The organism is Blautia segnis (genome assembly GCF_014287535.1).
GTDB lineage: Bacteria > Bacillota > Clostridia > Lachnospirales > Lachnospiraceae > Blautia_A > Blautia_A acetigignens.
Genome location: NZ_JACOOT010000014.1, coordinates 39,130 through 64,985, shown reverse-complemented (window position 1 = coordinate 64,985; position 25,856 = coordinate 39,130). Strand labels below are relative to the sequence as shown.

The following is a 25,856-nucleotide window of genomic DNA, read 5'->3' as shown; positions in this document are numbered from 1 at the left end:
TTGAGTGTTACTTTTTCAGGAAGTTAAGGTTATTATTTCGCGTATATCGCTCCAACGATTTTTCCACGAAGACCGCAGGGCAGCAGTTTGCACAGCAGACTGAGGAATTTGTACTGCGCTCCCGCCACACATATCGGCTTGCACTTCTTCTCTGCGATTTTTGCAATGTATGCACCAATTACTTCTGGGCTGGCACCGTTCTGCTCATCCTTTTCCATCTGGCTGACGCTTCGGGAAATACGACCGCCGTACTCTTTATCGCCAACGATCACCTTCTGCCGCGCCTGCGTGAAACCAGTGTGGATATCTCCCAGTTCAACCGCAGTCACCTGAATGCCGTAAGGCTTCACTTCGTTATCCAAAGCGCATGAATAGGAAGAAATCGCCGCCTTACTGGCGGAGTAGAATGCCTGGAACGGAATGTGTGCAGCTGCCGCCACAGAACTAATATTGATAATATGCCCTTTTCCGGCTTCCCGCATGAACGGCAAGACCGCCTTGTTCACATTGACTGTTCCGAAGAAGTTCACATCAAACTGTGCCTTTGCCTGGTCAAGTGGCGTAAACTCCACTGCACCGGAGATTCCGAATCCTGCGCAGTTGACCACGACATCAATTCCACCTGCTTCTGATATAATTTTCTCGACCGCTTTCTGGACAGCATCTTCATCTGTCACATCCACGCTGATGTGTTTTATTCCGTCCTGCGGCGCATCTCGGCGGCTGAACTCATAGACTGCAAACCCGGCATTCCTTAATGCAGCCGCCGTACAGCGTCCGATGCCGGAGCTGCCTCCTGTTACAAGGGCTGTCTTCATTTTCTGTCCTCCGTATTTTCTTCTTTTTTGTATCTTTTCTTCTATTATACCTATGGCTTGAACACATCGCAATCATATAGCAGAAAAAAGCCCGCCAGCGTACCATCTAAGAGTTACATAGTGCGCTGGCGGGCGAGGGTGTTTGCTTATAGTTTTTCAACTACGATTTTACAACGCTTTTTGCAGAATGCAATTCCATACGCAAGAATATTATTTCGTCCATCCTCACGCAGTTCTGTATCGTATCTGCGATCCTTGATTTGTTCCATTGCTCTTTCACAGGCCTTATCAAGATCATTCATGGAATATGCATATTTTAATTCTATCACGATTCCCACATCAGGATTCTTGGGCTTAAGCAGAATATCAGCAAATCCATCACCGGACTCTTTGTTTGATTTAACTGCCCATCCGGAATAGTTTTTCAGAATACCGATTAAAATGCCATGGTAGAAGTTTTCCTTTTCTTCGTTTCTGGCTTTCGTATCCAAAACGCTGATCGTCTCGCCAAGAAACATTGTCAGTTCCCGCCGAATATCATCGGTCTTTCCTTCAAGAAATCCAGAAACGATTTTCTTTATGGAAGAGCTATCGTTTTTCACAACTCCATTGAACCATTCATTGATTTGAGAGACGAAAACCTCGCGAACTTCCTTATTAGGGATGACTAGACTATACACACCGTTTTCGTTCTTTCCAAGCCGTGTAAGATAACCAGTTGTAAAAAGAACGCTCCATACATTATCAATGTTGTTATCAATTTCATCATAAGTCAAATCCAGCCGAATTTTCTTTTCAACCGCATTCCCAGCGATCAACTGCTCGATTTCATCTTTTGTGGTTGTATCTGCCTTGTCAACAAAGCGTTTAACCAAGTCATTTCCGCTACTGTTAATCCAGTAGGATTTTGAGGGTGCATCCGGGTCCGTCAGCCGATCTAAAACATAGTTTATTACATCCCATGGGCAGTAAATGTCCACATTCCCAAAATGATAACCGTCATACCACTCTTTAACTTCTGAAGAATGTTCTTGCATATTGTAGTCAGCCAAGAGGTTCGCTACTTCTTCTTTTGTGAAACCGAATTCTTCCTCATACTGAACATCATCAGCAGCATAAACCTTGAAATTATTCAAACCCGTAAAGATGCTCTCCTTGGAAACCCGAAGGCATCCTGTCAACACAGCAAACTGCAGATAATCATTTGTCTTTAATGCCTCACCAAACACGCCTCGGATTAGCGATACCATCTCTCTATAATAGCCGTGCTGAAATGCTTTGTCGAACGGCACATCATACTCGTCAATCAGAACAATTACTTTCTGATTATAATGTTTATATAATAGCTCTGATATTTTCTTTAGTGAAAATTTAAGCTTTACTGCAAATACAGTTTCTCGTCCCTCTTGAAACGAAATCAAATCACGATACAGTTTCTTTTCGTCGTCATCCAATCTGTCACTATTCAGCAAATACTTGAAACGTCTAGCTTCACTGGCAATCAGCTCACACAATGAGTACTGTGCCTCCTCAAATGTGAGCCCGTCCACGCTTTTTAGGGACAAGCACACAACCGGATACTTTCCCATATATTCCCTGCAAAGTTCTTTATTCTGTGAGATATAAAGACCATCAAACAATGTTGCATCTGTTCCAATTTCAAAAAAGCTCTTAAGCATACTCATGTTTAAGGTTTTTCCGAATCGGCGAGGTCTTGTAAACAGGTTCACTTTACTCCAATTCTCAAGAAGCCGCTCTATCAGTTTCGTTTTGTCCACATAATAGCAGCCCAACTTTCGAATTTCTTGAAAACTTTCAAACCCAACTGGCAGCTTTTTCAATCCCAGCACACTTTACACGCTCCTTTTCGAAGCTGTACTCCTGGAGTAATGTGCAAAAAGAACAAATTCTTCACAGTCTACCCCAGTGTATTTTGATTTTACCATTTAGCAGGTCAAATAACAAGTCAATAAGTCAGCGTACCGCCACTATTTTTCGCCCCATCGCAAGCTCCGGTATGCATTGTGAACTTCCGAAAACATTTCATCATAAGAACGGCTACTGTTTTCCTGTTCACTGCTTCTTCTCGTCCTTGCCATGCTCTTTTTCTCCTTCGTTTTCTTACTGGTTTTGCAAAATATTTCCGATCTCTTTCGCCTGATACCGCACATTTCCTTCATTTAAACCGAAGGCATCCAGTATTATTTTCTGGGTTGCTGTGACGGCGTGATCCAGACGATAAACGCCATCAAGCTGACGTATCATTACAATTTTTTCCAGTTCTTTTAAGGCAGCCGGAACCGTCAGATAGTTCGGTTTTTTCAGCATTTTTTCGGTTTTTTCTTTCAGTGCTGTATAGATCCTGCTACGCAGGATCAGGGCAATAAACTGGATAAATACCTTTGACGAAAGTGCTTCATCACTATGCACCCGCATACTTTTATTTCCAAGATAAGACTTATCACTGCGGAACAGTTTTTCCGAAGCATCCCTGCTTTTATAAAGCTCTATTGCTTCCCTCGCCGTCATATTATCCGAGGAAACAATGGCAAAATATCCAGCCAGGGACAGTTCCTTTTCCACTGCGGAAGTGTTCTCTTCTGCAAGCTTCAGTGTCTTCCCATCCTTTTCATAATTCAGGTGAAAATACTTCCCGATTTCTGGTCCGAAAAGCACACATTCTTTTCCAACACAGCTGTCCAGATATTTTTTCAGACGGCGTATACTCTGCTTGATCTCCTGCTTTTCACTGTAAGCTTTTCCGTCACTGTAATAAATATGAAAGTTCCTTTTTTTCGTGTCTCCCTCGCATAAAAAACGCTTCACTGTCGTACCGTATACATCATACCGGTCAACATATTTCCCCCGGCTGTTCTCAAAACCACCCTGGTTTTCCTCTATGATTCCACGGATAAAGTCCTTCATTCCCTTCACCATAATTAGAAAACTGTAGCCATTCTGATCCATATATGCCAGGTTTTTCTTACTAAAATAGCCTCTGTCAAGGATAAATCCAATGTTCCTGTAACCGTATCCCTGAGCCTTATCGATCATGCAGATCAGCGGGGAAACATCATTCAGACTGCCTGGATACAGTTCGTAAAAAAGAGGGATCCTGTTCGCAGAATCACAGGCAACTGAGTAATTAAAAATGGGCAGCCCCGCATCTACTTTCGCATTCCCGTATTCCACAAGGTCTATATCACCGGCCTGGCAGTTTTTATTTGTGGAATCATAAGAGAGGTAAATCTTCTGCCGTTTATTCTTTGATTTATTCCAGCTGTTCAGGAATCCAACCGACTGTTCCGGCTTTAACCCATGCAGAAAATCGGATACTTTTGAGTCTGTATATATCTTCATATCAGGTGTAAAAAGGGCGTGTTCATACGCATAATCCGGATAGTACTGCCCTGCATTCTTCTCTTCGATAATGCTGTAGCAGGCCAGGTCCAGCAAAAAGCCGATGTCTTTTTCATCCATATATTCGTCTAAAATCTCTTTTAATTTACAGTTCTGGATGAGTTTATGAAGTACCACATACGTACCGATATTTAAATACGGACTCCGGTCTGAACGGTCTATTTCTTCCGGGATTTCTGCATCAGGAAAGTACTTTAAAAAGTTTTCGTTCGGAGTCATCCTGGTCGGATCTTCCGGATCCACGCGTCCAATAGACGCCCGTTTTGGATATGTATACTGCTTCACCGGATCATAAATCCGATCATATTCATACTCTATATAAGTGTGTCCGCCACGGTTTTTTCTCACCAGTTTCCCCGGCACAACAGGAATGTCAACTTTATATTTCAGGAACATAGGAATCCCTCCATCCGAATAATAATCCGTTTACAATTATAGGGTATAAATGCCCTATAATTATTTTGTCATAAAATCCGGTCGATTGCAAGCAAATTTGCGTGCAAAACGCCGGATTTTCAATATTTTTTTATTCCTCATCATCCCTAAAATTTGTTTAGGGGAGATTTTTTTGGAAGTTCACACAGAGTTTCGCGGGCATGATCTATCAGGATTTCGAGAGATCATATTATCAATATTGAATAGTTCCAGATCCCCCACTAATATAAAATGTATCTCCTATTACCAAATCACACATATCACTAACCATTATCACTGCCAGTTGTCCAATCTCTGAAGGTGTTGCAAAACGCTTTGCCGGAATACAATCTGTATACAAAGTGTCTCCCTCCTTGCGCCCAAGCATTGCCGTTGCAACTGGTCCTGGAGCAATTGCATTTACAACAATTCCATATGGAATCAATTCAGCTGCAGCTCCCAATGTAAACGACCGAACTCCACTTTTTGATATTTCATAAGGAGTATAGCCAGGTTTTAGAGCAGCAGCCGAACTAACATTAAGAATATGTCCTTTTATTTTTTTCTCTTTCATGTAGTTACTTACTATCTGCGTCATAAAAAACAATCCTTTAAGATTCGTATTCATAACTGCATCATATGTTGCTTCTGAAACGCTTCCAAATTTTTGATTGCCATGTACGCCTGCGCAATTCACAAGAATATCAATCCTATTTTCAGGAAACAAACTAATAGCCTGTGAGACTTTATTATCAAATTCTGTCACATTGTTTAAATCTATCTGTATACCTCTTGTAGCATTTCCAAGTTTTTCAACAGTCTTTGTTACTTTTTCTTCGCTTGTTCCTGAAATAATAACTTTTGCACCAGCTTCCAAAAATGACTCTGCGATTGCTGCTCCAATACCACCAGTTCCGCCAACTATCAATGCAACTTTATTTTCCAGTAAATTACTCTTGTTTTTCGGAATATTGATTGGAACTACATTCTTTTCATTCTTTTTTGAGTAATAATAATCTATCAACTTTCGAATTTTTGAACCCACTCCCATTTTTACACCTCAGTCATTTTTGTGCATAACTTTTTGAATCATTTTTACACCATTTCGGCCAAGAATATTTTTAGCTAGTTTTTTTGTTTTAGCCATAACATTTTGGTCATTTTCTGAAAAATCTCTTAGACTCTGAGTCAAATCAAGAGCACTTACATCCTCATGTTCATCCATAAACACTTCAAAAAGTATCGGCTTTTCCTTATGTTTCGTAGCGGTAAACTCTTTCATTGCTGCAAGAAAGCTTGTTTTATCAGTTGCCGACAAATACTGAAATCCCAAATCTTGTGCGTAATGCTTTAAAAGCTCCTGTGATTTCTCGCCATAATGCCCATAAGCAGAAATATACGCATCTGCCGAGTCACCAAGACCTGCTTTCTGAACGTTTCCCAATGAATTTTTAAATTCTCCTCCCAATCCATTATTGGCAACAAGAATACGTACATTCGATGAAATATGTCTGTTTCCCAAGCTATTCATATCGTAAAAGAATGCTAAATCTCCAAAAATACCATAGTATATGGTATCAGAGTTCACAAGGGATGCGCCTATTAAACTTGATACACCTCCATCAATTCCAAAACCACCTGTATTCGAATAACCGCGAATGCTATGATCAGTTTCAAAACAATTCCAACAACGGAGAGAATTCAAAATTCCAAAATGAATAATGGAATTCTTTGGCATTTCTTTATACATGTTCTGTGCAATCCACAAAGAAGAAAATGCCATATCATTATTACTGTTCTGCATCGCCTCTATTTGTGAACGATATACAGCATGCCACTTTTCATATTGTGTAATCCGACTTTTTGAATTGTTTCCACAATATGCCTTAAAGAAATCTTCTTCTTGCATTTCAAATACTTTTGTAAGATGTTGATATGTATCACGAATCTCGCCATCAGGATTCACTCTCCAGATTTCTTCGGCAAATGCTGGCCATGATGCTGAAATATTTCCCAAATGAATCAATAGATTTATCTTTAAATTAGGAAACCCTACAATATCGAATACGCCACAAGGAATACCATACTTTCCGGTATAATTGCTTGTTTGATCATAAAAAACAAACGCATTATATTCTTCACAGAATGATTCAACCGAAGCTTTTAGTCTCTCATTCCATACCGAATGCGCTCCTACAAATATTGCAATATCTCCCTTAGATAATTCAGGTAATTTACTTTCTAAATCAACTCTTTGAATTACACGTTCTTCTGGAAGTTTGCTTACAGAAAAATCAAGGCTGTAGGATGTAGTCAAATTTATATGTACGGGTCCGCCTCCATTTCTTCGAAGTTCCAATAAAGCATCATTAATTTTTAAATTACATTCCCATTCATCTTGCTCATTCTCTATTACTGGAAGATGTACACTTTTTACTGCAATATCCTTTGGTATAACAGTTCTATCAATTAGCTGATCACGATTTTGCCCCAGCCATGCAATTGGTCGCGTTGCCGTTACTGCAATAACAGGCAATTTTCTATAGTATGCCTCTGTCAATCCGGGCATATAATTTCTTGATGCTGTAGCTCCAGTGCAACAAATCACAACAGGCTCTTGAGATTCTTCTGCTAGCCCACAGGCAATATATGCTGCGGATCGCTCATCAACAGAAGAATACAATTCAAATTCTCCATCATATTGTGCACTTGCTACAAAAGACGCGTTTGCACTTCCTGGGCTTAATACCATTTTTTTTATTTTATGCGCTTTTAATAGCGATAATAGCATTTGCACATTTCTTTCACTTGAATACATAATTTATTTTCCCCTTTACTATATGCTTTTGCAGAAAGGTTTCCTCGCTATTTTTTTATTATTTTCAATACTCGTGTAAATTTAAACTTGGTTATCCTATCAACCAGTTCAACCATCTGATTATAATAGCTATTTTTTCTATATATAACAAACATTGCTATATTTGACAAAACAACTGAAAAAATCAAATTTATTATAACCTGTCCTAACAAAGAAAGCTCTCTTGTTGTTCTACATAAAATACAGCATAAAAATGTAATAATGCATGCGGCAATGAAATATGTCACAAACTCTTTCATGAATTGCTTCAAGCTTCTATGAAATACATACTTAAAAACATTACTAATCATCCATGGCATTGATATAAAAACATAACTAATGATGGTTGAAAGTAATATTGCGTAAATACCCCAAAATTGAACTAATACAATGTTAAGAAACAAATTGACCATTGCTGCAATAAGCGGACGAAATCTATCCTGATGCCATACACCTGCGGCATCCTTATACATTCCATTTATCTGCTGCATCGTTACAAGATAAAAATAAACACAAAAAAGTGCAACAACTATTTCATCAAAAGTATAATCTTTTCCTACCCAAAGTTCTATAAATGGTTGGTATACTGTTGCAAAGCAACACATACAGACAGTAACGATCCAATTTATTAAAAATGTAAGAACTCTAAAATCATTATAATTTTTTTCTGCACTCTCCATCACCATGCTATTACCGACTCCAGCTAAACAGGAGCTAAAAACTACTGTCAATATCCCCATAACAGAGGACATAATAAAATAATAGTTTTGATACATGGCAAGAATTGTCAAACCTAAAAACGCTGATATAACAATTGTGTCTGCCGAATTAACAATCGTTGCACCAAGTTTTGCGGTAAACAAGTCTTTAATTCTTTGATTAATTGTTTTGACCGTTCTATCAGGCAAGTCTCCTTTTGGTTCCATGTCTGGATACAGATGCGATGCTGCCATCGCAGTAATAACATTCGCCATTGCCTGTGTAAAAAGCATAACGATAATGTAAAGATAATAGTTATGAAACAACCATAAGACAATTAATTGTGTCGCATATTGGAGTGTTGTTGTTACAATCGTTATCTTGCTCGCTATATCGCTTCGTTGATAAGCTTGAAGTAAAGAATTTTTATAGGCGAACAGCCAATATGTCATTACTGTAGCTGCTAAGTTTAGCAGATATAAAATATAAACATTTAACTGTCCAGGAATATCTCCACTAATTAGTTTTGGAATCAAAGGGGTCAGCAAAACGCCTACACAAGCGATTATTAGTCCAATAAAAAAATAGTATTTTTTATATAACTTTAACAATGCGCAAATAGTTGATTTGTCATTCTCAGCAATTGGCTTATACATACTATAAACCATCGCCGAACCCACTCCCAGTTCTGCAAGATTCAAAACTTGTAAAATAGATGTAAACAAACTATTTAATCCTAGATATTCTACACCCATCAGATAAATCATTGCCGTTCGCATTATAAATGGCAATAAAATCTGATAAATCTTTAAAATGACTCCAAACACTATATTTCTTGTTGCGTTTTGAGTTCTGTTCATATCACTGTACCTTCTCTTTTCTTTCCAATACCGTTACTAAAATATCTGTTGTTTTATGAGCTTCAGACTTCATAAAGGCATGTTTATTACAGAGATACTTCTTGTATTCATCATAATGATTTACAAGCTGCTCAAAACGATTTTCAATAGTATCTTTTGATAAGGTTTTAAGGTCAATGCAATATTCTGCCAAATTCATTTTTTCCATAAAGCCTTTCATCTTTTGTTCATATGATATCGAAATAAAAGGTGTTCCCATCTTTGCAGAAAAAATATTACTATGGTATCGCATACCAATAACTGCGTACAATTGACCTATCAAATACTGCTGAAAATAAGTATCATATCGCTCATCACTTGCTGTTACTACAAAATAATCATTTGTATCACAACAGAATGTACGCATCAAATCATAATCATTTCCGTTTCCATATAATTGCGGAATAAACACCACACCATAACCAGCCTTTGTAAGACTTGAAAGAAATTCGTGGAATACATCATGAATATTTTTTGAAATTGCAGGATTTTTAGAATACACCGGATGCCACAGTAAATCTGTAATTGTCACACCTACACATTTTTCATGTTTTTCTAAAAATCTCTTTAATTCCATATATTGATTTAGCTTTTCTTTGTTATGCTCAATATTTACATCATGTTGAAAAGCTGAGTCTAAAGTCAAAGAAATTGTTTTATCCGGAACAAAATCACGTACATATTTCTCGGAGATAGGATCCCTTAACACAATAGCCTCTGCATAGTCCAACACCTTTTTGCGCCATGAAATGCGTTCTTCCCTCTGAAACGGTCCCATAGACGGGGCATAAAACATATATGGTTTATGCATTGCAATCAGCAAATCATAAATTGCAAGATAAGTTGGCTCATCACTATAATATGTATCGCCAATGCTAGGACCACCTGGAGCATGTAAAATAATATCAGCTTTAGAAATCTCCGAAATCAGAGCTTTCTCATTTGAAGAAATTGATACCCTTCCACCTGTCAGTACAGCGATTCGATGTGCCAATTTTGCTTTAGAAGAAATTGGCATAAACTGATGTATCATTTTTACATTCGATGGCATATTAGGGTACTTTGTACCAGCACCACGGATAGCCAATGTAATTTCAACGCCTGGATATGCAGCACTTATTTCATCTACCATCGCATGAACAGCCGCTTCATCGCCACGGTTATCCGGATGGCAGTTAATAACTAAAATTTTCATTTTTTCTTTTTCCTTATAAATCGAATTTTTTCAACCATTCTGGAATAGTCAATGCCTGATAACCTGTTTCGACATATGGCTTTTCTATAAATGCATCATCTATGACTATGTTGTTCCTGTCTACAATCAAGATATTATCAGAATAAATTGGGTATTCCTTTATGAACGGATTTACCGTAACCACTTTTGTCTTTGTTAGCAACGCATCAAATGAACGTGTAGTAGGGCCTTCTTGTGTAGATTGCGGTACGTCTATAAGAACTTTAGACTTCCGCATATACGCGATATATTTTTCATATGTTAATGGCTGGTCATGGCAAAAATTTCCATTTGTATGTGCGGGATCATACAAATAAATGAACAGCTTGTACTCTTTTCCATATTTTGAATACAATTCATCTGCAATTTTCTGTCGATCCGAGTGTGCCGATCCAATAAAAAGAATGTCATATAAATCTTTTGAATCATGTCCTACTGTTTCATTTTGGACAAACATCGGACAATACGAAAAATTATACTTTTTACATTCAGAAATATTATATGCAAACCTCTCATCAAAGAACTTGATATGTGATTGTTTTATTAAATTTTTCACATCATCCCACGCATAGTAAATAAACCGTGCTTGTGGGTTTTTTTCCCTTACTACTTGATAAAATTTATCAGACAAAAAAGATCCATTGATGCAAAATACCACCGAATAGTAATTCTTCGTTGTATTTATCTTTTCAAGCGTTTGCACCAAATACTTAGCTTCCGCTCTTTCTTGATCATGTTCTTTAATTGCCGAAAAAAGCTTTCGCAACATCCACCGAAATTTACTGCATTTTTTATATTCTTCGAGAATCACTTTATCATATTGGTCGCAATTAAGTAATGTTACTTCATATTTTTTTCCCAACTGATCCTGCAAGCTTTTCTCATATCCCATAAATGAGGGCATTAAAAGTAAAAGCTTCTCCACTTGAACCATCCTTTCAGCTATATATGCTCTCTTAGCAACAGTGATGTTTTTTCAACGATATCTCTCCAAAAAAAACGACTTTTCAGAATTTGCACAGTACTTTTTATTTTTTCGATGCTCGATCCAGTTTTTATCATTTGCTTTTCCCTTTTATAGTATGAAAGCTGTTCAAGCTGACGACGGAATTTTTCGGAATTGAGAAAATCTGTAATGGTGTCTTCCGTGAGCAAATCAATCTGCTTCATATTTTTGGCAAGATAATCTCTTAGTAAAAACTGTTCAGTCTCATGTGATTTTGATACGCCACTCTGACGTATTCTATAACTCAGTTCAACCTTCGGAATATTCCCAACTTTATATCCATGTGCTATTGCCCGGAGAATAAAATCGTAATCTTCACAACGAGGTACATTCCGATACCCGTTTAAATCTTGATAGACATTTGACTTTGCCAACCATGTAGGATGTGCTAAACAATTCCCCCAACGCATAAACACCTTGACCTGAGAAGCTGTAACAGGAAACCTCATTGCACTCTTTTGGACAATTCCCCTTTCATCTATTATTTCAATAAATGAACCTACAACATCTAAATTATTTTTTTGCATATATTGCAGTTCATCCTTCAAACGAGTTTTCCTACTAATATCATCAGCATCCATCCGTGCAATAAAATTTCCTGTTGCTTTACTAATAGCTCTATTTAAGCTTCGTACTAGTCCGATATTTTCTTTATTTTCTATAAATTTTATTCTTTGATCATTTGCTTCATAAACTGCCGTCTTTATATCTTGGTTATCAGGATTATCACTAACAATTATAAATTCAATATTCTGGAACGTTTGATTTAAAATGGAATTAATACTTCTACTCAATTCATCAAATGACTCATTATACGCACTCATAATTACTGAAATTTTAGGTGTGGTTTCCATTTCTGCTCTCCAATTATTTTCTTCTAATCTCTTTGCCAGGGATTCCAACAATAGTAGCATTTTCTGTTAAACAGTTCTTAACAACAACTGCCCCTGCTCCAATTTTAACTCCATTGGCAATCCGAATAGGACCTAGCACTTTTGCACCAGTTCCAACATCAACGTTATCACCAATAATGGGACATCCTTCCGTTTTTCCATTATTTCCAATACAGTTATCACCATGTAGCATGCAATTTTTTCCGACTCTGGATTCCGCATTTACAACAATGTTGCCGTAATGCCAAATATGTAATCCCTCGTCAAAAACACCTGCTGGTATATAAATTCCTAATTTTGACCCCAATCTATTCTTGCTCAATCGATAAATGAATTTTGAAAAAATATTGCTTGCATTTTCTTCTGCACGCAGTTTTTTTTGAAAGCAATACAGATACCATTCATGTTCTTTGAGCAATGCATATTTCAGAAACTTTTTTTTGCTTTTGAAATATATTTTCCTTGTATTTTCCATTATTTACTCGATTCTCTTCTTTTTATTCTGAAGCCATGTCAGGAAATAAATAGTATAAATCCACTTATGCTCCATTGCAAAATTGTAAATATACTGCGACCTATTAAAAGAGGCTTTTGGATAATTTCCTATTAATGTTTGAACATCTTTTCTGGAACAAATCTTCCTGATATTTTGAATTGCTGTTACAAATCCATTTTTATCCGCATAAAATACTTCAAGTTTAATGCAAGTACGAATATGCCCGATAAAATTTGTATTCAGACGATATTTGGCTTCAACTGGCAAATCTAATTCCTGTATTTTTATGCCCATATAATAGTACAATTCCATAACAAGTTCCAACTTATTCGGCTTGTACGTATGTGTCAAAGACCCCTCATTAAAGCAATAATAATAAACAGGTTTATGGAGAACATATACTCTTTCGCACAGTGGATATGCATCTGCACTAAATGCCAAGTCTTCCCAGATAAGTTTTCGTTCGGATGGAAAAACAAGATTGTTTTTAGTGAACAGCTCTTTTTTATACAATTTTCCCCATGCCGTATAAGATAGGGCATCAAGTTTATTTCCGTTGTTGCCCATCATATGAACCATAAGTTCCTTCTTAATTTCATTTCCGCTATATAAACGCTCTGGTATTGCAACTTCTTGTACTTCATTTTTATAATAGTGAGTCGCAATTACCACATCCGCGTTTGTCGCAACCGCTCGATCCAGCATTGCTGCAATCGCATCCGAAGTTAAATAATCATCCGAGTCGACAAATGTAATATACTCACCAGTAGCTCTTTCAATACCATAATTTCGTGTCAGGCCAAGACCTTCATTTTCTTTATGAAATACTCGAATCCGAGAATCTTTCAACTCATATTCCTTACAGATTGAAAGCGAACTATCTTTTGAGCCATCATCTACCAAGAGAATTTCAAGATTTGAATAGCTTTGTCCAATAAGCGAATCCACGCATCTCTTCAGATACTTTTCTACATTATACACGGGAACAACAATTGATACTTTCTGCTCCATCCTTTCTTCTTCCTTTCCCTCAATACCAATTTAATAGAATCCCCAGTTTTAGAGCGAGTGTTCCGCTGAACGTTAGCCTTTTGAAAGCTGGGTCAAATAGAAGTGATACTTTGTCTTTGAACACTTTTTTGTAATCGCTTGCCTTTTTCAGAAAAGCACGATCCTCTGGCTGCAGAAGATCACTGTAATCCTCTAACATAGCTGTACTGATATTAGGATACGATTTCTTTTGTAACGTCTTTTTCAGTCTATATTGAATTGCTGTTCCTTTAGTGCCTTCTCCTGTAACACTGGTATCATATCGAATCCAATAGTAAAGTTCTTCATCTACAAAGTATACCTTACCAAACCAGTGGCATAATGTTCCAACCCACATATCATGAGGTAAATCGTCCACTTCAGGCCACACTCTGCAAACCAGTTCTTTTGCACTCTTATTGATAACCGTCGCAGCACCGTAATTATATGTTTTAATTAGCGTAAGTTTTTTTGTCAGCTGTTCGGGTTTCAAAACTTCTACCTGTTCATCCAAGCGATTCAGCTGAACGTCACTCCGCTGCATTTTGCAATATGCCAGCTGTGGGACTTGATTTGCTTCCTGCATCGCATCAATACACCGAATCAGCTTATTCGGTTTCCAAACATCATCCTGGTCTGCAAATGCATAGTAGTCTGCATTGCCGCACATCGAAAGACCAAGCCAAAAACTTTTTGCAAAACCAACATTTTCTCCCTTGATAATTTTAATTTTGTTTTGCGGATGGTTTTGTGCGTATTTTTGTACAATTTCTACGGTATTATCTTTACTACAATCATCTCGCACTAAGGCCTGAACATCTACACCAGTCTGCTCAAAAATTGAATCCAACTGTCGTTCAATATGCTTTGCGCCATTATATGCAGAAATTACAACTATCACTGTTTTCATATTTTTTCTATCTTTCCTTTATATATTCTATCAACTTTCTTTCCCACATTTTTAATGAGGCCATCAGTTTTAAAATTATTAAAAGCCCAAAGAATAAACGGAAGAAACGAGTAATCCACCAAGTCATTATCAACAAAATTTGCTATAAAAACTGCTATTATTGTTCCCAATACACATGCATTTCCCTTATTCTTTTTCGCCAAACAATAGGCGATCAAAAAGTAAACGAGTATAATTAAGATTCCATATCTCAATATTACATACAGATATCCATTATCCAAGACAATCGAACTTATATCTTTTCCATTAACATAAGTAATGTTATCACTCACGAACGATTCATTGCTCATAATATTTATAAGATGAAGACCAATTCTTCTCATTTTAAATATCGCCAGTCTAAATCTACCTGAAAAGAAAGTGTCAATTGTGTTCCAAATTCCACCTTTTAGTAATAAAAACAGCATTGAAAACGAAAAGATTGACATACAAGGTATACTTAAAACCGTAGTTTGATACAATATTTTATATTCACCTTTCTTCATTTTCTTTACAAAAATAACAAATAACGATAAAGCCAATGACAGAATTAACGCATTTCTCGAATGACAGAAAGTATTTATGACTCCTGCAAGAAGCATAAAGAAAACTATTACGTTATTTCGTATTTTTTCTTTTGCAATACAGATATAATACACTTCTAAATAAAAAATCAGCAATGGCAAAACATTGCTATGGTAAAATCCAAAAGAATGTCTGTTATAGTTAATTTGCTCTACCGTATTGCGAGATGTTAAAATGTCTGGCAATACTCCAAACATACAAAGAATCAAAACACTGATTATACCGATTACAATTATTCTCGAACTCGTTTTATAAACTCTTTCTATATTAATCTTTTTTGAATTATAAATAAGTAGAATTAAAACGCTCCAATATAAGTCTCCGGTTTTTACACCATACAGCAATGTCACCATTAAAACAGCAATCATCCGGAAAAAATCTTTCTTTTTCAATCTCATATTAATACAAGAAATAAAAATCAATACATATGAGCCCATGCGCAAATATCTTGCCAATATATCCATGCTACCGGTATTATAGACATCGCCAATAAACAATGATATATACAGTATAATGTAGGACAAATAAAATAATATTTCATCCTTTTTAAATTTTGTTATCACTTTTCTCCCCCATGATTCAACATTTGCGCAACGCAAAGCAAACTAAAGTTAATTGATCTAAGTTTTATACCATAAGCCACACTCCAGCCAAGAATCCTAATACATCCACTAATCCTACCACTAAAACCATTAAGACTAGAATAATACATTGTATCTTTTATTCTTATACGAAACCGATTCCAATATTTTTGCACATCCTTATTGCCACTGCGCTGAAAAAAGTTTTGGTATATTTTTACTGGAAGCGTGCAAAACTTCAACTCTTTTTTCCGAAAATCATCAAACAATTTTGTGTCAACACAATCCATAAACAGTCCTTCGTCATAGGTATACCCTTTGTATGCTTTTAACCTTACAGCAAGACAACTGTTGATTGCATTAAATTTATTCTGTGGAATTTGTTGTTCTGGAGATTTAATATACCTTCCTTTCAGCCATCCTGATTCATTTGGCGAATAAATCACACCATTTTGCCCATATATCACAGGAGCAAAGACATCATATGATTTATCCATCGCTTTATTTTTTAAACAATTAAAATATTCCTGGTCTACAGGCGTGTCATCATCAAACCAGATTACAATATCATCCTCAGAATTATCTTTCAGGATAGAGAGCGCATAGTTATACGCTTTGGATAAGCCAACATTTCCACCCATACTATGGTAGGTCAGCAAATCAATCGGATAATATTTCCTATTATCCACCACATAATCATCTGTGCTATTATCTAATACAATAATGTGAAGTTGCTTTTCCTGTAACTGCATTAAATGTGAAATCGTAATCGATTTCTGTATTTTTTTGTTATACAAAACAACAACTGCATAATATTCGCTCATCATTCTCGCCCTGCTTAGTTTTTATTATATTTGCGAAACGCATCTTCATACTGCCCACAGATCTTAGCCCATGTATACTCTTCTGCCACGCGCTTTTTAGCTCTCCGGCCCATCTCTGCAATTTCATCCGCACTCATCTGATCTACTTTATCAATCAGCTTTGCAAGACTGCCCGGTTTGCGGCTCCAATACAAAGCACAATCCTCTGCGACTTCTTTATTAAAACCAACATCAACCAACAGGTTCAGATCTGTACTACCAAGAGCCTCGATTAGCGACGGATTCGTACCGCCAACCGTATGGCCATGAAAATAAGCATAAGTATTCTCTCGAATCTTCTTCAACAATTCCTGATCATAAACAGTGCCGACAAACTTAATTCTCTTATCTTTCTTGAAATGCAGTTTTTCCTCAAGCTCATTCAGAAACTTGTCATTTACGTTTGTGATGATAGCAAAATCCTTCTGACTCTTGCTCTTCATGAATTCTCGAATCATAACTTCAAATGAATTCTCTGGTACAAAACGACCGACGACAAGGTAATAGTCCTTTTTCGTCAGTCCTTTTTCTTTATACCAGTTCACCAGCTTCTCATCGTCATCAGACAGTTTACTCAGGGTCAAATCTGCGCCATACGCAATAAATGTAGTCTTAGGATTTCTGCCCTTGATGCCTTTACTGTCGTAGCACTCATGGATATACTTCTCGATATTCACTGAATCGCAGATAGCAAGATCACAGTATTTAACCATCATTTGTTCGGAAATCTTCCAGTATTTCCGAATCGGCGCAGACCACTTTGCTCTCATCCATTCGTGTCCGTCCGGATTCAGGTACACAGTACCACCCAGCTTATGAATTTCTTTATAGAAATGACCAGCAAAAGGTCCGATACGGCAAGCCATGATATAAACGATCGGATGTTTAATCTGATATTCCTTTATGTACTTACAACAAGCCTTCAATGCCGCAACATCATAATAAATTGCCTGTGCAGGTCCAATCTGAGGAATATCTATCTTAAAACAATGTGCATTGTGGAATTCAAACTCATGATCATTGATTCTGGTCACACCATCCACTTTTGTTTCATCCATGCAACCGTCACCGTTAGCCTTACACGCCACATGATATTTAATATTTTTCTTATTCTGGTGGTACTCTGTGAGCTTATAAACAAAAGTCTCGTATCCGCCATATGCACCTAAGCTCTTAGCTCCTACCAGAAATACGTGTTGTACTTCGTTTTCCCGCTGCATTCTTCCTACCCCTGTGTTCTTAAAATTTAAAAGTATCCTTCAGTCCCAACCACTTCTGATCCTTATCACTCAGATTCAGTGCCGTTCCATCTTCCAGTGTGTATCCTTCTGCACTTGCGCTACTCTTATACTCACCCTTCAGTTCTGGCCACTTAATTCCAATCTCTGGGTCGTTCCAAGCCATGCCACCCTCATCATTCGGATGCCAGAAGTCATTAACCTTATAGCAGAACTCTGCCTCATCGCTCAGAACCAGGAAACCATGTGCAAAGCCCTCTGGGATGAGGAACTGCTTCTTGTTCTCAGCGGACAAAGTAACGCCATACCACTTGCTGTAAGTTTCGGAGTCTGCACGCAAATCAACTGCGACATCAAATACAGTGCCGCGCACAGCGCGCACCAGCTTGCACTGCGGATACTGCTTCTGAAAGTGCAGACCGCGCAGCACACCCTTTGTAGACATAGACTGATTGTCCTGCACAAAGTGGATATCGATGCCAGCTTCCTTCATATCTTTCTCGTTGTAGGTTTCCATGAAATAGCCACGAGCATCGCCGTGAACAGCAGGCTCAATGACACAAAGACCCTCTATACCGCCTACATTTTTCTCAACTTTAATTTGTCCCATCTTTCTCTATCTCCTCTTACTGCTCGATTTCCTTCAGATAACGGCTCAGTGCATCCTGCCAAGTCGGAAGCGGAGTAAAGCCAGCTTCCACCAGCTTGCTCTTATCCAGACGGCTGTTGAACGGACGAGAGGCCTTGCTCAGACCATACTCTGCCGTGGTCACCGGCAGGACTTCCGTCTTATATCCAGCCTGACGATAGATTTCTTTCGTGAAATCGTACCAGCTGATATAACCGCCCTCGTTGGTTGCATGGTAATAGCCGTACTTCTCAGTTTCATTCATATCAACGAGCAGTCGAGCCAAATCGTATGTATAAGTCGGTGTGCCGATCTGGTCATTAACCACACGAACAGCATCATGGATCTTACCGACATTCAGCATGGTCTTGATAAAGTTCTTACCATTCAGCCCGAACACCCAAGCAATGCGGACGATGAAATACTTCTCCAGTGTCTGGCTGACTGCCAGTTCACCTTCCAGCTTTGTCTGACCGTATACATTCAGGGGCTTGTAATCCTTGCAGTCCGGCTGCCAAGGCTCAGTGCCCTGGCCGTCAAACACATAGTCTGTGCTGATATAGGTCATCTTACAGTCCAACTTCTTGCAGACATTTGCAATGTTCTGAGTACCGCCTGCATTGATGACACGGACTTTCGCTACTTTATCATCATCCTCAGCCATATCCACAGCAGTCCATGCTGCACAGTGAATCACTGCATCCGGATTAACTTCTGTAATTGCTTTTTCAACAGCGTCCTTATCAGTAATATCCAGAGCGACATACGGTGCTTTTGTTACCGCAGAATCATCTGCTACACCGCTATAGTTTTCCTGAATATCAGAACCGATACCCTCATGACCGCGCTTCAACAGCTCGTTCATTACATCATGTCCCAGCTGACCGCCAACGCCTGTTACAAAAAACTTCATGTTCCTTCCCCCTATTAGCGATTGCTGTACATTTTCTCGTAGTAGTTCTGATACTCACCGCTGATGATGGTCTCCCACCACTCACGATTATCGAGATACCACTGAATAGTCTTCTTGATGCCATCCTCAAATTTAGTCTCTGGCAGCCAGCCCAGCTCGTTGTGAATCTTAGTCGGGTCGATTGCATAGCGCATATCATGACCCTTACGATCACCAACGTGAGTGATCAGGCTCTCCGGCTTGCCAAGCTCCTTGCAGATAATCTTCACAATCTCAATATTCTGTTTCTCATTGTGACCGCCGACATTGTAGACTTCACCAACGCGGCCATTGTGGATAATCAGGTCAATGGCCTTGCAGTGATCTTCCACATACAACCAGTCACGGACATTCAGACCCTCGCCGTAAACAGGTAGCGGCTTGTCAGCCAATGCATTGGCAATCATCAGCGGTATCAGCTTTTCTGGAAAGTGATATGGGCCGTAGTTGTTGGAGCAACGAGAAATAGTCACAGGCAGACCATAAGTACGGTGGTAAGCCAGAACCAGCAGATCAGCGGCAGCCTTAGAGCTACTGTACGGAGAACTGGTATGGATTGGGGTCTCTTCAGTGAAGAACAAGTCAGGACGATCCAGCGGCAGGTCACCATAAACCTCATCGGTAGAAACCTGATGATAGCGCTGAATTCCATGCTTGCGGCAAGCATCCATCAGCACACTGGTACCGATGATGTTAGTCTGAAGGAAAATGCCTGGGTCTTCGATGGAACGGTCAACATGAGATTCTGCCGCAAAGTTGACCACCATGTCCGGATGTTCTTCTTCAAACAGCTTGTCGACAGCTTCGCGATCACAGATATCGGCCTTTACAAAACGGAAATTCGGGTTATCCATAACAGGTGCCAACGTGGACAGATTACCTGCATAGGTCAGCTTATCTAGGCAGATAATCCGATAATCTGGATATTTCTTCAGCATATGGAACACAAAGTTACTACCAATAAAACCAGCACCGCCGGTAACAATAATATTCATGATCTATTCTCCTTTACACTTTCCCTAGTTAATACAAATGTTCCTGATACTTACCGTCCATGACATCCTTCAGATACTGACCGTACTGGTTCTTCTTCATGACTTCGTAGACTTCCATCAGCTCATCCTTGCTGATCCAGCCGTTCAGGTAAGCGATTTCCTCCAGGCAGGCAATCTTACGATGCTGATGCTGCTCCACAGTCTTTACAAAATTGGTTGCATCCACCAGGCTCTCATGTGTACCGGTATCCAGCCAAGTAAAGCCCTGCCCCAGCAGTTCTACATTCAGAGAGCCGTCTTCCAGATAAATGCGGTTCAAATCAGTGATTTCCAGTTCACCACGAGCAGACGGCTTCAAGTTCTTTGCAAACTCGATTACACGGTTATCGTAAAAATACAGACCGGTAACACAGTAATTGCTCTTCGGATGCTCCGGTTTTTCTTCAATAGAAATAGCCTTACCGTTTTTGTCAAACTCAACAATTCCGAAACGCTCAGGATCATCCACATAGTAGCCAAACACTGTTGCACCCTTGCCACTCTCAGCGTTTTCCACTGCAGCAGTTAGTCTTTTCTTTAATCCGTGACCTGCAAAGATATTGTCGCCCAGTACCATAGCCACAGAATCATTGCCGATGAAATCAGCACCAATAATAAAGGCTTGTGCCAGTCCATCTGGAGACGGCTGAACAGCATAGGTCAAATTCACACCAAATTGGTGACCATCACCCAACAGATTTTCGAAGCGAGGCGTATCCTGCGGTGTGGAAATAATCAAAATGTCACGGATGCCAGCGTTCATGAGAACGGACATCGGATAATAAATCATCGGTTTATCAAAAATGGGTAAAAGCTGTTTGCTTGTAACTTTCGTTAATGGATACAGGCGTGTACCAGATCCTCCGGCTAAAATAATGCCCTTCATAATTGTTTTCTCCTTCCGGTGCTTTTATATTTATAACTTATCTAATTATTTATCTTACTCATTGGCTATTTTAATCCCAATGAGACAAATCATATTTTCCGACAATTTTCATCATCGCATTCTTCTAATAAAAATACCACCTCCCCCCTGAATTGTCAACTGTACGCCCTTCATTTTACCTGTTTCTGGATAAAATTCGTAATTTTTCCCAATTATTCTATGTTTTTATTATCGTTTTTACTTCATTTAGCCCTTCTCCTGTCAAAAATATGTCAGCCTTCCGACTTATTTCTCTTCTTCCGCAAATCAAAAAAAGCCAGAGCAAATTAAATTTTAATAATCTGCTCTGGCTTACTATTAAACTGTCTGTTTGCTCTTTATTAGAGCCCACCTAATAATCGCTATCTTACTGCCCTGTAGTTCCGTCTGCATCTGCCTGCGTTACAACCTCGCCATTACGTACCTTCGCCATAAGGTCTTTCGCCTTATCAACAGTACTGTAATCCGGTACCATAACATAAGCCTTCTGGCTCATGGAGTATGGCTTCTCAGTTGCTCCGGTTCCATCCACACTGTAGGAAACAATCGTCCAGTCGCCGCCGCCTGCAAGCTGCTGCTGGAGAAGCTGTGCAATTTCTTCGTAGGTAATATTGGTACCAAAGCATCCGTCCAGGCTGGAAAGAATGGAAGAATAACTGGTAAGGATTTCCGGAGAAAGTGCTTTATCCACAACGCCTTTGATCACTGCCATCTGGTTCTTGCCTCTCTGGCGGTCACCCTCCTGGAACGCATATCGCTCTCTTGAGAATACAAGGGCCTGTTCTCCGTTTACATAGTTTGCTCCCTGATTGAAGTGGTATCCTGTAATGTTCTTAGAATCAAAGTCATAATCTGAATATACAGTAATTCCGCCTAATGCATCAATTACCTTCACAAATCCGCCGAAGTTGATTCTGAAGTAATAGTTGATATCAATATCATACAGCATTCCCAGGGTGTTCATACAAACATCAATTCCATAGATACCTGCATGTGTCAGCTTATCCGGTGCTCCGTTTGAAATGGAAAGCGGCACATAGTAATCACGAGGTGTGGAAACAAGAAGAATCTCACGGGTGTCTGTATTGATAGTCGCAATGATATTTACATCGCTTCGGCTCTTAGCTGTCATCTCGCCGCGGGTATCAATACCGCTGATGTAAATGGTATAAACCTTACCGCCTCTGGAGGTGGTTATCGGCTCTGCTGTCTGAGTATCATTACTGCCATCAGAGGATGTGTTATTTACCGCAATCTCACTTTCTACGTCAACAGTTCCAACCTGTTTCACCTTTGACTCAAAGTCCGCATACCCATCCATTTCCTCAAGGACATCCAGATATGCGTTATTCAGGATAATCGCACCTACTTCATTTTTGTAAAGTCCGTCTGCCAGCTCGGTAAGTCCGGCGTATTCTGTAGTCTGTACCGCTGTTCCAAACTGACTGTTCAGATGGTTTACAGCACCGTCCGTGTTCTCACGGTCAAGAGAGGACAAAATACCAAAATTGTATCCTGCAGTTGCTTCAACAGAATCCGCAGCATCGTCACTTCTTACATAAACTGCAATCTGGGTTACCTCTGTATTAACGCCGGAAATGCCGCTTAATGCATCTCTTGTCTTATTAATATAAAAACTGCCAAGGGCAAGAACTGCAACCAAAAGCACTGCAAGTATGGTACCTGCTATAAATCTGCCCTTATGTCTGAAATGCCATACCAGCAGCCAGATCACAGCGGTAAACAATACCAATACAATGCCTATGATCAGCATATAAATCGTGGGAACCATCTTAGTCATTGCAAGAAGTCCCATGAAAACAACAGAAAGCATAAGTACAATGATCGTGATCACTGCGCCTGGAATCCAGTCGTTTCTTCTTCTCCTTCTACTCATCGTGTAACTCCTTTTCTTATAGTCATTCATAGCTACTGTTCACGGAATGAACAGTAACCTTTTATCAGAACATAGCATATATTTTATATGCTGACAACTGGAAAATCAAGTCAAATAGTGATATAATGCAAAAGATTTACATTTATTTTTTTATGAAAACGTTATAATTTCCAGGACGCGGATGGGACTATGACGAAATCTACCGTATCCGGCAGAACTATATCATGTATACCCGGACAAGCGGGCAAGAAAATGTTCTGCCAATCTAAGGAGGAATTATCATATGACAAAACAGGATTTTCAGACACTTACACAGAATGTTGTTCTTCTTGATGGAGCTACAGGTTCTAATCTGATGGCTGCCGACATGCCAAAGGGCGTCTGCACAGAGGAGTGGGTACTGGCACATAAGGATGTCTTCCAGGCCCTTCAGAGAGGCTATGTAGAAGCGGGAAGCGATATTATCTATGCTCCTACCTTTGGTGGTAATCGCATAAATCTCACCATGCATCATCTTCAGGATCAGATAAAAGAGATCAACACCCGCCTGGTGTCCTATTCCAGAGAAGTAGCAGACGCAGCTTCCCGCAAGGTTTATGTCGCTGCTGACATTACCACAAGCGGCAAAATGATGGAGCCTGCCGGAGATATGACCTATGAGGCCGCTTTTGAAATGTACCGGGAGCAGATTGAAATTCTGAAAAACGCAGGAGTTGACCTGATTGTTGCTGAGACCATGATCAATATTGAAGAGACTCTTGCTGCTGTAGATGCTGCTTCCACAGTCTGCCAGCTTCCGATTATGTGTACTATGACTGTAGATGCTGACGGAAGTATTTTCAGCGGTGGAAATGCCATTGAAGCTGCTGTTTCTCTGGAGGCTGCAGGCGCTGATGCAGTAGGTGTAAACTGTTCCGTTGGTCCGGACCAGCTGATTTCTGTTATTCGAAACATCCGCGAGAATGTTTCCATTCCGGTTATCGCCAAGCCCAATGCAGGAATGCCTTTCATTGATGATCAGGGAAATGCCGTATATTCTATGAAAGCCCCGGATTTTGCGAAGCACATCAAGGCACTGATTGATGCGGGCGCTGGTATTGTAGGCGGATGCTGCGGCACCACACCGGAATACATCAAAGAAGTAGCAACTTTATTAGGGCGTTGATTTGTAAAAGCAGCAATAGGATAGCTGGTGAATCCAGATGTGCTACTGTTGCTTTTCATGTTAAAGTTCTTATTTTTCCTTAGATGCAAGAAGTGCTCTCAAACGAGCATTCAATCACTTCACCTTAATCGCCTTCTTCGGGCACATCTCCTGACAGCAGAAGCATCGGATACACTTTTTATAATCATATACCGGCGGATTCTCTTTTCCTTTTCGGAATTCCACAGCTTTACCGGGAACAGGGCAGCTGTTTACACAAATGCCGCAGCGAATACATTTCTCCGGCTCGATGTAGGGCTTCTTCTGGAAAATATTCAGGGCTTTGGCTAGTTTTGTCCAGACATTGCTGCGTATCTGAGTACGGTCCACATTGAAATCCGGTTTTCCGTACCGACAAACCAAATTCTCCATGGATACGAGCTGCTTCGAATGCATGGCATCTGCCACCACAAGCTCAATATTCTCTTCCCGGCAGTGTCCAAGTCCCATCTTTTCTCCATGGTAGTTTGTTGGCACCATCTCCGGCTTCAGGTACACCAGCCTTGCAAACACACTGTCCAGTGCCACCGGATCTGTGGACATAAGGATCACATTCATTGCAATCGGATCTCCGGACCCTGGACCGTTGCCTTCCATTGCCGTGATTCCATCCATAATATAAAGCCTTGGCTTCACATATTGATTCAGATCGATCAGCATACGTGCAAAGCTGTCTGCACTTGGATATTTGGTATGGCCGATTGCCTTATTTTTCCCATAGATAAAGCCATAGCTGTTTTTTACAGCACCTGTGATCCGTTCCAGGGCATGAGTTTTCATTTTGGAAAGGGAAATAACGCAGTCTGCCTCCAGAAGCTCCTTTGGGAGAATAAATTCCCTGGCCTGAATCCCCTGCGGATAATCTACATGCACTCCTTTTGTATAATCAATAGCCGGAATCTCGTATTTTTCCAAATAAGTATCCATGCCGGTTCCCTGGATCACCTGTCTGGTGGTTCCGTGACCGCAGGAGTCTGCAAGGACAATATTGGCATAGCCTTTCTCCCGTAAAATTCTGGCAAAGGCACCAACTACCACAGGATGGGTGATCACTGCCTTTTCTACTTCTGCCTTCTTCAAAAGATTAGGCTTAAGCAGAAGCTTCTCTTCTTTTCCAATCAGTGCTTCAAGCCCGCCAAGCTCCTTCAGACCAGCTTTTAAAAGATTATAAATTTTTTCTTCCTCATATGCCTCACAAGGAAGCACAACTACTTTACTTTTTTTATTCATGCACG

22 protein-coding genes are annotated in these 25,856 nt (G+C 39.5%); 1 reads left to right on the top strand and 21 read right to left on the bottom strand.

Translation table 11 applies throughout. The features are described 5' to 3' along the window. Positions 1-32: 32 nt before the first annotated feature. The 20 genes from H8S54_RS06200 to H8S54_RS06105 form a co-directional block, all read right to left on the bottom strand. Complete coding sequence (locus H8S54_RS06200) at positions 33-818, bottom strand: SDR family oxidoreductase (RefSeq protein WP_186901113.1); 786 nt, start codon at positions 816-818, stop codon at positions 33-35. A gap of 146 nt (positions 819-964) precedes the next feature. Next, the gene (locus tag H8S54_RS06195) at positions 965-2,668 is read right to left on the bottom strand and encodes an AAA family ATPase (protein ID WP_330600116.1); all 1,704 of its coding nucleotides are present in this window, start codon (positions 2,666-2,668) and stop codon (positions 965-967) included. 271 nt (positions 2,669-2,939) lie between these two features. Beyond that, complete coding sequence (locus tag H8S54_RS06190; protein WP_186901112.1) at positions 2,940-4,634, bottom strand: IS1634 family transposase; 1,695 nt, start codon at positions 4,632-4,634, stop codon at positions 2,940-2,942. A gap of 232 nt (positions 4,635-4,866) precedes the next feature. After that, positions 4,867-5,703, bottom strand: coding sequence for an SDR family NAD(P)-dependent oxidoreductase (locus tag H8S54_RS06185; RefSeq protein WP_186901111.1), 837 nt, complete (start codon positions 5,701-5,703; stop codon positions 4,867-4,869). 9 nt (positions 5,704-5,712) lie between these two features. Beyond that, entirely contained in the window at positions 5,713-7,470 is a 1,758-nt protein-coding gene (locus H8S54_RS06180; RefSeq protein ID WP_186901110.1) for a thiamine pyrophosphate-binding protein, read from the bottom strand. Positions 7,471-7,517: 47 nt separating this feature from the next. Then, positions 7,518-9,068 carry a lipopolysaccharide biosynthesis protein gene (locus H8S54_RS06175; protein WP_186901109.1) on the bottom strand — a complete coding sequence of 517 codons (1,551 nt, stop codon included), beginning with the start codon at positions 9,066-9,068 and terminating at the stop codon, positions 7,518-7,520. Between the two features lies 1 nt (position 9,069). Further along, positions 9,070-10,302: a polysaccharide pyruvyl transferase family protein gene (locus H8S54_RS06170; protein ID WP_186901108.1), complete on the bottom strand. Its 1,233-nt coding sequence runs from the start codon at positions 10,300-10,302 to the stop codon at positions 9,070-9,072. Between the two features lie 13 nt (positions 10,303-10,315). After that, the gene (locus H8S54_RS06165; protein ID WP_186901107.1) at positions 10,316-11,266 is read right to left on the bottom strand and encodes a CgeB family protein; all 951 of its coding nucleotides are present in this window, start codon (positions 11,264-11,266) and stop codon (positions 10,316-10,318) included. Positions 11,267-11,283: 17 nt separating this feature from the next. Continuing rightward, positions 11,284-12,201 (bottom strand): glycosyltransferase, encoded by a 918-nt coding sequence (locus H8S54_RS06160; protein WP_186901106.1) that lies wholly within the window; start codon positions 12,199-12,201, stop codon positions 11,284-11,286. A gap of 13 nt (positions 12,202-12,214) precedes the next feature. Beyond that, positions 12,215-12,715 carry a serine O-acetyltransferase gene (locus H8S54_RS06155; protein ID WP_186901105.1) on the bottom strand — a complete coding sequence of 167 codons (501 nt, stop codon included), beginning with the start codon at positions 12,713-12,715 and terminating at the stop codon, positions 12,215-12,217. A gap of 3 nt (positions 12,716-12,718) precedes the next feature. Further along, positions 12,719-13,747 carry a glycosyltransferase family 2 protein gene (locus H8S54_RS06150; RefSeq protein WP_186901104.1) on the bottom strand — a complete coding sequence of 343 codons (1,029 nt, stop codon included), beginning with the start codon at positions 13,745-13,747 and terminating at the stop codon, positions 12,719-12,721. 19 nt (positions 13,748-13,766) lie between these two features. Next, entirely contained in the window at positions 13,767-14,675 is a 909-nt protein-coding gene (locus H8S54_RS06145) for a glycosyltransferase (RefSeq protein WP_186901103.1), read from the bottom strand. Continuing rightward, positions 14,672-15,862 carry a hypothetical protein gene (locus H8S54_RS06140; protein ID WP_330600115.1) on the bottom strand — a complete coding sequence of 397 codons (1,191 nt, stop codon included), beginning with the start codon at positions 15,860-15,862 and terminating at the stop codon, positions 14,672-14,674. Before H8S54_RS06140 ends, H8S54_RS06145 begins: the two co-directional genes overlap by 4 nt. Continuing rightward, a complete protein-coding gene (locus H8S54_RS06135) occupies positions 15,859-16,707 on the bottom strand; it encodes a glycosyltransferase (RefSeq protein ID WP_186901102.1) in 849 nt (282 codons plus the stop codon). Before H8S54_RS06135 ends, H8S54_RS06140 begins: the two co-directional genes overlap by 4 nt. A gap of 11 nt (positions 16,708-16,718) precedes the next feature. Further along, positions 16,719-17,963, bottom strand: a complete 1,245-nt coding sequence (gene cps2T / locus H8S54_RS06130) for a beta 1-4 rhamnosyltransferase Cps2T (protein WP_186901101.1) — start codon at positions 17,961-17,963, stop codon at positions 16,719-16,721. A 19-nt stretch (positions 17,964-17,982) separates the two neighbouring features. Further along, positions 17,983-18,591 carry a dTDP-4-dehydrorhamnose 3,5-epimerase gene (gene rfbC / locus H8S54_RS06125; protein ID WP_186901100.1) on the bottom strand — a complete coding sequence of 203 codons (609 nt, stop codon included), beginning with the start codon at positions 18,589-18,591 and terminating at the stop codon, positions 17,983-17,985. Positions 18,592-18,607: 16 nt separating this feature from the next. Then, on the bottom strand, positions 18,608-19,522 hold the full coding sequence (gene rfbD / locus H8S54_RS06120; RefSeq protein ID WP_186901099.1) for a dTDP-4-dehydrorhamnose reductase: 915 nt from the start codon (positions 19,520-19,522) through the stop codon (positions 18,608-18,610). A 14-nt stretch (positions 19,523-19,536) separates the two neighbouring features. Further along, positions 19,537-20,556, bottom strand: a complete 1,020-nt coding sequence (rfbB, locus tag H8S54_RS06115; protein ID WP_186901098.1) for a dTDP-glucose 4,6-dehydratase — start codon at positions 20,554-20,556, stop codon at positions 19,537-19,539. A gap of 28 nt (positions 20,557-20,584) precedes the next feature. Further along, positions 20,585-21,481, bottom strand: a complete 897-nt coding sequence (gene rfbA, locus H8S54_RS06110; RefSeq protein WP_186901097.1) for a glucose-1-phosphate thymidylyltransferase RfbA — start codon at positions 21,479-21,481, stop codon at positions 20,585-20,587. Between the two features lie 406 nt (positions 21,482-21,887). After that, on the bottom strand, positions 21,888-23,417 hold the full coding sequence (locus H8S54_RS06105) for an LCP family protein (RefSeq protein ID WP_186901096.1): 1,530 nt from the start codon (positions 23,415-23,417) through the stop codon (positions 21,888-21,890). A gap of 283 nt (positions 23,418-23,700) precedes the next feature. Here H8S54_RS06105 and H8S54_RS06100 point away from each other — a divergent pair, with 283 nt between their 5' ends. Continuing rightward, positions 23,701-24,582 (top strand): homocysteine S-methyltransferase family protein, encoded by an 882-nt coding sequence (locus tag H8S54_RS06100; protein WP_186901095.1) that lies wholly within the window; start codon positions 23,701-23,703, stop codon positions 24,580-24,582. Between the two features lie 114 nt (positions 24,583-24,696). Here H8S54_RS06100 and H8S54_RS06095 read toward each other — a convergent pair whose 3' ends face one another. Beyond that, a complete protein-coding gene (locus H8S54_RS06095) occupies positions 24,697-25,851 on the bottom strand; it encodes a DUF362 domain-containing protein (RefSeq protein WP_186901094.1) in 1,155 nt (384 codons plus the stop codon). Positions 25,852-25,856: the final 5 nt, after the last annotated feature.

Coding starts and splice junctions, on each gene's coding strand:
- H8S54_RS06190 (WP_186901112.1), bottom strand. CDS start 4,634: ATGTTCCTGAAATATAAAGTTGACATTCCTGTTGTGCCGGGGAAACTG.
- H8S54_RS06200 (WP_186901113.1), bottom strand. CDS start 818: ATGAAGACAGCCCTTGTAACAGGAGGCAGCTCCGGCATCGGACGCTGT.
- H8S54_RS06160 (WP_186901106.1), bottom strand. CDS start 12,201: ATGGAAACCACACCTAAAATTTCAGTAATTATGAGTGCGTATAATGAG.
- rfbC (WP_186901100.1), bottom strand. CDS start 18,591: ATGGGACAAATTAAAGTTGAGAAAAATGTAGGCGGTATAGAGGGTCTT.
- rfbA (WP_186901097.1), bottom strand. CDS start 21,481: ATGAAGGGCATTATTTTAGCCGGAGGATCTGGTACACGCCTGTATCCA.
- H8S54_RS06100 (WP_186901095.1), top strand. CDS start 23,701: ATGACAAAACAGGATTTTCAGACACTTACACAGAATGTTGTTCTTCTT.
- H8S54_RS06185 (WP_186901111.1), bottom strand. CDS start 5,703: ATGGGAGTGGGTTCAAAAATTCGAAAGTTGATAGATTATTATTACTCA.
- H8S54_RS06135 (WP_186901102.1), bottom strand. CDS start 16,707: ATGATGAGCGAATATTATGCAGTTGTTGTTTTGTATAACAAAAAAATA.
- H8S54_RS06145 (WP_186901103.1), bottom strand. CDS start 14,675: ATGAAAACAGTGATAGTTGTAATTTCTGCATATAATGGCGCAAAGCAT.
- H8S54_RS06180 (WP_186901110.1), bottom strand. CDS start 7,470: ATGTATTCAAGTGAAAGAAATGTGCAAATGCTATTATCGCTATTAAAA.
- cps2T (WP_186901101.1), bottom strand. CDS start 17,963: ATGCAGCGGGAAAACGAAGTACAACACGTATTTCTGGTAGGAGCTAAG.
- H8S54_RS06175 (WP_186901109.1), bottom strand. CDS start 9,068: ATGAACAGAACTCAAAACGCAACAAGAAATATAGTGTTTGGAGTCATT.
- H8S54_RS06155 (WP_186901105.1), bottom strand. CDS start 12,715: ATGGAAAATACAAGGAAAATATATTTCAAAAGCAAAAAAAAGTTTCTG.
- H8S54_RS06170 (WP_186901108.1), bottom strand. CDS start 10,302: ATGAAAATTTTAGTTATTAACTGCCATCCGGATAACCGTGGCGATGAA.
- rfbD (WP_186901099.1), bottom strand. CDS start 19,522: ATGAAGTTTTTTGTAACAGGCGTTGGCGGTCAGCTGGGACATGATGTA.
- rfbB (WP_186901098.1), bottom strand. CDS start 20,556: ATGAATATTATTGTTACCGGCGGTGCTGGTTTTATTGGTAGTAACTTT.
- H8S54_RS06150 (WP_186901104.1), bottom strand. CDS start 13,747: ATGGAGCAGAAAGTATCAATTGTTGTTCCCGTGTATAATGTAGAAAAG.
- H8S54_RS06105 (WP_186901096.1), bottom strand. CDS start 23,417: ATGAGTAGAAGGAGAAGAAGAAACGACTGGATTCCAGGCGCAGTGATC.
- H8S54_RS06095 (WP_186901094.1), bottom strand. CDS start 25,851: ATGAATAAAAAAAGTAAAGTAGTTGTGCTTCCTTGTGAGGCATATGAG.